Here is a 6,573-nt window from a genome sequence, read left to right as displayed (position 1 = left end):
GTTCTTGATCGTGTAGCCGGCCTCGTAGCCCGAACCCCAGTCGGCCGACTTGGTGAACGTCGCCGTCACCGCGGCGGCATGCGCCGGGGCGGGCACGAGGAGGGCGAGGACGACTGAGCAGAGCGCGGTGAGCAGGAAGCCGGGAAGAAGGGTTCTTCGCAAGATCGCTCCCGGGGTAGGAGGGTGGGTGGCGGGGTCCCCCGAGGTGTGCCGCGATGGTGGCGGGTGGGTGGTTCGGCGTTGAACCGATAGGAAAGTTTCCTATAAGTGACCCGAACGGTAACCGCGTTTTCCCCGGTCCGCAAGCCTCCCGGCCGGTTTGGGTGCGCCACCAGCGGAAACCCACCCGCGAGGGGGGCGAAGCAATGCCGCGCAACGTGTTCGTGCTGGGGCTGGACGAGCCGAATCTCCGGATGCTCCACCGGCTTCCGCACCCGGCGGACTACCGCTTCCACGGTGTGCTGTCGCACCGGGAGCTGCGGCAGGGCGTGATCGACTTCGACCGGGTGCTGGCGCTGGCGGAGAAGCGGCTCGACGCGTTCGACGGGCCGATCGACGCGATCATCGGGTTCTGGGACTTCCCCGTCACCACGATGGTCCCCGTGCTGTGCGCCCGGTACGGCCTGCGCTCGGCGAGCCTGGAGTCCGTCGTGAAGTGCGAGCACAAGTACTGGAGCCGCATCGAGCAGCGCGCGGTGACCGACGAGCTGCCCGCGTTCGGCCTGGTGGACATCCGCAGCGACCGGGCGCGGCCGCCGCCGGGCGTGCGGTACCCGATGTGGCTCAAACCGGTGAAGTCCGCGGCGGCCGTCCTCGCGTACCAGGTCGTGGACGACGCCGGGTTCGACCGGGCGGTCTCCGCGATCCGCGCGGGGATCGGCCACCTCGGCCGGCCGTTCGAGTCGGTGCTGGCCCGGCTCGACCTCCCGCCGGAGATCGCGCGGGCCGGCGGTATGGCCTGCCTCGCGGAGGAGTCGATCGAGGGCGCCCAGGTCACCGTTGAAGGGTGTCGCTTCGATGGGGAGGTGCACGTTTATGGCGTCGTCGACTCCATCGACTATCCCGGGCGCCCGACCTTCCAGCGCTACCGGTATCCGTCCTGCCTGCCGGGGGACGTCATCGAGCGGATGGTCGGCGTCACCACGCGGGTCATCGACCGCATCGGGCTCGACTCCACGACGTTCAACGTGGAGTTCTTCTGGAACCGGGAGACGGACGCGATCAATCTGCTGGAGGTGAATCCCCGCCACTCCCAGTCCCACGCCCCGCTGTTCTGGCACGTGGACGGAGTGCCGAACCACCAGTACATGGTGCGGCTCGCGCTGGGCCTCGACCCGGAGCTGCGGGAACCGGGCGGCGGCCAGTACGGCGTCGCCGCGAAGTGGTTCCTCAAGCGCTTCGCCGACGGGGTCGTCCGGCGGGTGCCGGGCGCAGAGGAGATCGCGGAGGTCGAGCGGGAGATGCCCGGCACGACGGTGTCGGTCTCCGTCCGGCCGGGCGACCGACTGTCGGACCTGCCGCTGCAGGACAGCTACAGCTACCAGATCGGCCACATCTTCATGGGCGCCGCGGACGAGGCCGACCTTGTGGCCCGCTACGAGCGGTGCCTCGCGCGGCTCCGGATCGACATCGACGAGTAGGCCGGCGGCCGGCCGGCTCCGGACGAGCAGACCCGTCCGGGAAGTGGGCCCAAGGGGAGGGACACGATGCGCACGGTGACGTCACTGCCCTACGCGGTGCGCGAGGACGAGAACGTATGGATTCCCATCTCGGACGGCGTACGGCTCGCCGCGCGCATCTGGCGGCCGGTCGGCTCGGACGACGACCCCGTCCCGGCCGTCCTGGAGTTCATCCCCTACCGGAAACGGGATCTGACGGCGGTTCGGGATTCCATTCATCACCCCTACATGGCCGGGCACGGTTACGCGTGCGTGCGGGTCGATATCCGCGGCACCGGCGATTCCGAGGGCGTCCTCACCGACGAGTACCTGGAACGCGAGCTGCGCGACGCCGAAGAGATCCTCGCCTGGCTCGCCGCGCAGCCCTGGTCGAACGGCCGCGCGGGGATGATGGGCATCTCGTGGGGCGGATTCAACGCGCTGCAGGTCGCCGCACGCCGCCCGCCCGGCCTCGGCGCGATCGCCGCCCTGTGCTTCAGCGACGACCGGTACGCCGACGATGTCCACTACATGGGCGGATGCCTGCTGAGCGACAACCTGTCCTGGGCGTCCACGATGTTCGCCTATACGTCGTGCCCGCCGGACCCCGCGATCGTCGGCGACCGGTGGCGCGACATGTGGCACGAGCGGCTGGAGCACAGCGGGCTGTGGCTCGCGAACTGGCTGCGGCACCAGCGCCGCGACGAGTTCTGGCAGCACGCCTCGATCTCCGAGAACTACTCCGACGTCCAGTGCCCCGTGCTCGCCGTGAGCGGCTGGGCCGACGGGTACTCCAACGCCGTGTTCCGCGTCCTCGCCAACCTCAGGGCGCCGACCATGGGGCTCATCGGCCCCTGGTCGCACAAGTACCCCCACCTTGGCGAACCCGGCCCCGCGATCGGCTTCCTCCAGGAGCTGGTGCGCTGGTGGGACCACTGGCTCAAGGGCGCCGCCAACGGCGTGATGGACGAGCCGCGCCTGCGCATCTACATGCAGGAGACCGTGCCGCCGTCCACCGCGTACCAGCAGCGGCCGGGACGCTGGGTGGGGGAGCGGTCCTGGCCCTCACCCCGTATCCCGATCCGCAGGTACCCGCTGGAGCGCAACCGCATCGCCGCGGAGGGCGAGCGGGTGCCGCGCGAGGAGCTGACCGTGGAGTCGCCGCTGTCGGTGGGGCAGTTCGCCGGCAAGTGGTGCTCCTACAACGCGCCCCCCGACCTCCCCTACGACCAGCGCGAGGAGGACGGCGGGTCACTGGTCTTCGACAGCGACATCCTCGACCGGCGCTGCGAGGTCCTCGGCTCCCCGGTGGTGCGGCTCGTGCTGGCGGTGACGGACCCCGAGGCGATGGTCGCCGTGCGGCTGTCGGACGTGGCCCCGGACGGCCGCGCCACCCGCGTCACCTACGGGCTGCTCAACCTCACCCACCGCACCGACCACGAGATGCCGCGGCGGCTCGAACCCGGGCAGCGGTACGACGTCCGGGTCACGCTGAACGGTATGGCGCACGCCTTCCCGCCCGGACACCGGGTCCGGCTGTCGGTGTCGACGTCGTACTGGCCGCTGGCCTGGCCCCCGCCACGGCCGGTCCGCCTCGCGCTCTACACCGGGGCGTGCTTCCTCGAACTGCCGGTGCGTCCTATCAAGGCGCCCGACGAGCCGTCCGTGACCCCCTTCGGGGAGCCGGAGGGGACACCGCCCCTCCCGACGACCCTGCTCAAGTCGGGTGAGCAGGGCTGGACGGTGTCCCGCGACCTGGTGACGTACAAGTCGGCGCTGCATGTGGTCAAGGACCTGGGAGTCGTCCGTATCGACGACATTGATATGCAGATCGAGCGCCGGGTGACCGAGACCTACGGCTGGACCGGCGACGACTTCACTTCCGTCTACGGCGACGTCCAGTGGCGCATGGGGTTCGTCCGGGACGACTGGGAGGTCAGTACGGAGACCCGCACCAAGCTGACCTCCACCGAGACGGACTTCCACCTCCATGCGCAACTGGACGCCTACGAGCGCGACAACCGGGTGTACTCGCGGAACTGGTCGATCGTCATTCCGCGCGACCACCTCTGAGCGCGCCCCCCGGGTGGTGCAGATCCCCGTTGCCTGGGGTGCCGGCCCCCGTGTGCCGGTTCTGGTCAGTCCGCCGTGGCGCACTGGCCGCGGTCGACGCGGACGGGGCCGTCCGCCGTGGGCCGGACGTCGAAGTCGAAGATGGCCGTGGGCAGGTAGAGGGAGCAGCAGGCGTTCGGGATGTCGACGACGCTGCTGAGCCGTCCCTCGATCGGCGCCGCGCACAGCAGCAGGTACGCCTGCTCGCCCGTGTACCCGAACTTCTTCAGGTACTCGATGCCGTTCAGCACCGCGTTCCGGTAGGCCAGCGTGGCGTCGAGGTGGTGGTTGGTGTCGTCCCGGTGGTCGACGGAGATGCCGATGAACGAGATGAACTCGTCGTAGCGGGGCTCGACGTTGCCCGGCATGAAGATGGGGTTGGTCGTCACCCCGTACTTCTCCATCCCGCCCTTGATCAGGTCGAGGTGCACGTCGATGAACCCGCCCATCTCGATCGCGCCGCAGAACGTGATCTCGCCGTCGCCCTGGCTGAAGTGCAGGTCGCCGGTGGACAGCAGCCCGCCGTCCACGAAGACGGGCATGAACACCCGCGCGCCCCGGCTGAAGTTCTTGATGTCCTGGTTGCCGCCGTTCTCGCGGGGCGGGACGGTGCGAGCGCCCTCGCGGCCGACCCGCTCCAGGTCGGAGCCGGTGAGCGTGCCCGCGAGGACCTCCTCCGGCTGGGGCGGCAGCGCGAGCGGCGGGACCTTGTCCGGGTCGGTGTCGATGAGGGCCTGCTCGCGGCGGTTCCAGCGGGCGAGCATGTCGGCGTCCGGCGCGGTGCCGAACAGGCCGGGGTGCGTGATGCCGGTGAAGCGGACGCCGGGGATATGGCGGGACGTGGCCATCTGGCCGTGGAAGTCCCAGATCGCCTTGCATGCGTCGGGGTACCAGTCGGTGAGGAAACCGCCGCCGTTGCCCCGGGCGAAGATGCCGGTGTAGCCCCAGCCCTGGCCGGCGATCGGGCCGGTCTCCTGCGGGACGGGGCCGATGTCGAGGACGTCGACGATGATCAGGTCGCCGGGCTCGGCGCCCTCCACCGCGATCGGGCCGCTGAGCATGTGGTTGACGTTGAGGTTGAGGTCCCGGATGTCGTTGGCCGAGTCGTCGTTGGCGACCTGGCCGTCCATCCACTCCCGGGACTCGATGCGGACCTCCGACCCGGGACGGACGGTGACCGCCGCCGGGATGTCGGGATGCCACCGGTTATGGCCGGGGACATCCTGGTCGCGCATCGACTTCGACTGGTCGACGCGGAACACGACTTCGGGCATGGCTTCCTCCGGTGAATGTCTGTTGGCGGCCCTGCTCTGTCGGCGGGCCCTGCTGTATTGGCGGGCTCTGGGTGGCGGGCCCCGTTGGTGAGCTCAGTTGGCGGGCTCGGTCGGCGGGCTTAGGGGCGCGGCAGCAGTGCGTGCCGCGGGTCGGCGGGCGGTGCCGCGGGCTTGGACGAAGGTGATCGCTTGACCACCCGCGGCTCGTCGGCGCTCGCCTCCTGGGCCTGGAGCGCCCGCGCGAGCGGGCCGGACGTGCGGGTGAGGTGCGGTGCGGTGAACACGCGGGCCGCCGCCCCGCCGCAGCCCGCGCAGTCCTCCGCGTCGGCGGCGGTACCGATCGGGCGCGAGACGTCGAACGCCCCGCAGTTCTCGCAGCGGTACTGGTAGATGGCCATGGCAGCCTCCAATGCATCTGTGGCGGACTATTCCCCGGGCGGCGGCGGTAAACGAAAGCCGCACGTCCGGCCCGTAATCCGGAGGTATGGGCGGCATGTCCGGCAGTTCGTCGGTGCCCGGCCGTAGAGTGGGGCGCATGTCGCGGCGGCGTTTCGAGCAGGCCATGCTGCTCATGCGGAAGACGGATCCCCAGGCCCGGGAAGGCGCGTTCGACTTCCTGCGCGAGCACGCCGACGCGTACGCGGGCGAGCTGATCGAGGAGTTCGCGGCGGAGCCGGACGACGACCTGCGCTGCCGACTGCTGGAGCTCATCGCCGAGGCCCGCGCCCCGGAGGCGCTGGCGGTGTTCCGCGACCAGTTGGAGAGCCCGGACGAGACCCTGCGCTTCTGGGCCGTCCGCGGGCTGGAGATGCTCGACAGCCGCGCGGCGGAGCAGGCACTGGAGCAGGCACGCGAGGACGGCTGGATCGCGTAAGGGCTGGTCACGTAAGGGATGGATCGCGTAAGGGATGGATCGCGTAAGGGCTGGATCGCGTAAGGGCGTAGCGCGGCCTCACGGCATCGCGGGATCGCGGGATTACGCCTCACGGCATCGCGGCTGACGCCTCACGGCCTTACTGGATCACGGATGACAGTCCGTGCCGCTTGTCCGGCCGGTCCGGGGCGGGCCGGACCGGCCGGGCGAGCGGGTTGCGCGGCCGGACGGGGAGGCTCAGCCGGCGTAGGTCTCGAACTCGGCGACCCGGGGGGTGCCGGACGAGCCGGTGATCTCGAAGGTGATCTTGCGGAGGGTCGTGCGCGGGACGGCGATGGCGCCCGCGCCGCTGCCGGCGGCCAGCACCGTGCCGGTGTCGTGGTTCAGGACGCGCCACGACCCGATGGCGCCCGCCGCACCCGCCGCCTCCCGGATGTTGATCGAGGAGACCGTGGTGGCGGAGCCCCACTTGATCGAGATGGAGCCGGTGGAGCCGGCCGGCGACCAGTAGGTGCCCATGTCACCGTCGCGGACGTTGCCGTAGCTCGTCCCGGATGCCTTGCTGGAGCCGTCGGAGCCCGCCCCGATGCTCAGGTTCGTGCCGCTCGGCTCGGTCGGCGTCGGAGTCGGCGTGGGGGTCGGGCCGGGCTCGGTC

Annotated in this window: 5 protein-coding genes and 1 pseudogene; 3 read left to right on the top strand and 3 right to left on the bottom strand. The window is 70.6% G+C overall.

The genetic code is table 11. The annotated features are described in order from the left end of the window. Window positions 1-365: 365 nt before the first annotated feature. Window positions 366-1,640 (top strand): biotin carboxylase, encoded by a 1,275-nt coding sequence (locus E1200_RS29815; protein WP_131955414.1) that lies wholly within the window; start codon window positions 366-368, stop codon window positions 1,638-1,640. A 66-nt stretch (window positions 1,641-1,706) separates the two neighbouring features. Next, complete coding sequence (locus E1200_RS29810; RefSeq protein WP_131955413.1) at window positions 1,707-3,731, top strand: CocE/NonD family hydrolase; 2,025 nt, start codon at window positions 1,707-1,709, stop codon at window positions 3,729-3,731. A 65-nt stretch (window positions 3,732-3,796) separates the two neighbouring features. On the opposite strand, the gene fmdA is transcribed toward E1200_RS29810, so the two are convergent. Together fmdA and E1200_RS29800 are read right to left on the bottom strand one after the other, a co-directional pair. After that, window positions 3,797-5,044: a formamidase gene (gene fmdA, locus E1200_RS29805; RefSeq protein WP_131955412.1), complete on the bottom strand. Its 1,248-nt coding sequence runs from the start codon at window positions 5,042-5,044 to the stop codon at window positions 3,797-3,799. A gap of 119 nt (window positions 5,045-5,163) precedes the next feature. After that, on the bottom strand, window positions 5,164-5,442 hold the full coding sequence (locus E1200_RS29800) for a zinc ribbon domain-containing protein (protein WP_131955411.1): 279 nt from the start codon (window positions 5,440-5,442) through the stop codon (window positions 5,164-5,166). 137 nt (window positions 5,443-5,579) lie between these two features. On the opposite strand from E1200_RS29800, the gene E1200_RS29795 reads away from it, so the two are divergent. Continuing rightward, on the top strand, window positions 5,580-5,918 hold the full coding sequence (locus E1200_RS29795) for a HEAT repeat domain-containing protein (RefSeq protein ID WP_207933615.1): 339 nt from the start codon (window positions 5,580-5,582) through the stop codon (window positions 5,916-5,918). Window positions 5,919-6,155: 237 nt separating this feature from the next. Here E1200_RS29795 and E1200_RS29790 read toward each other — a convergent pair. After that, window positions 6,156-6,573: pseudogene (locus E1200_RS29790) on the bottom strand (pectate lyase); the annotation flags it as partial.

Source organism: Actinomadura sp. GC306, from assembly GCF_004348665.1.
GTDB lineage: Bacteria > Actinomycetota > Actinomycetes > Streptosporangiales > Streptosporangiaceae > Spirillospora.
The sequence above is the reverse complement of the archived record's forward strand: the minus strand, read 5'-3'. Positions and strand labels throughout refer to the sequence as shown.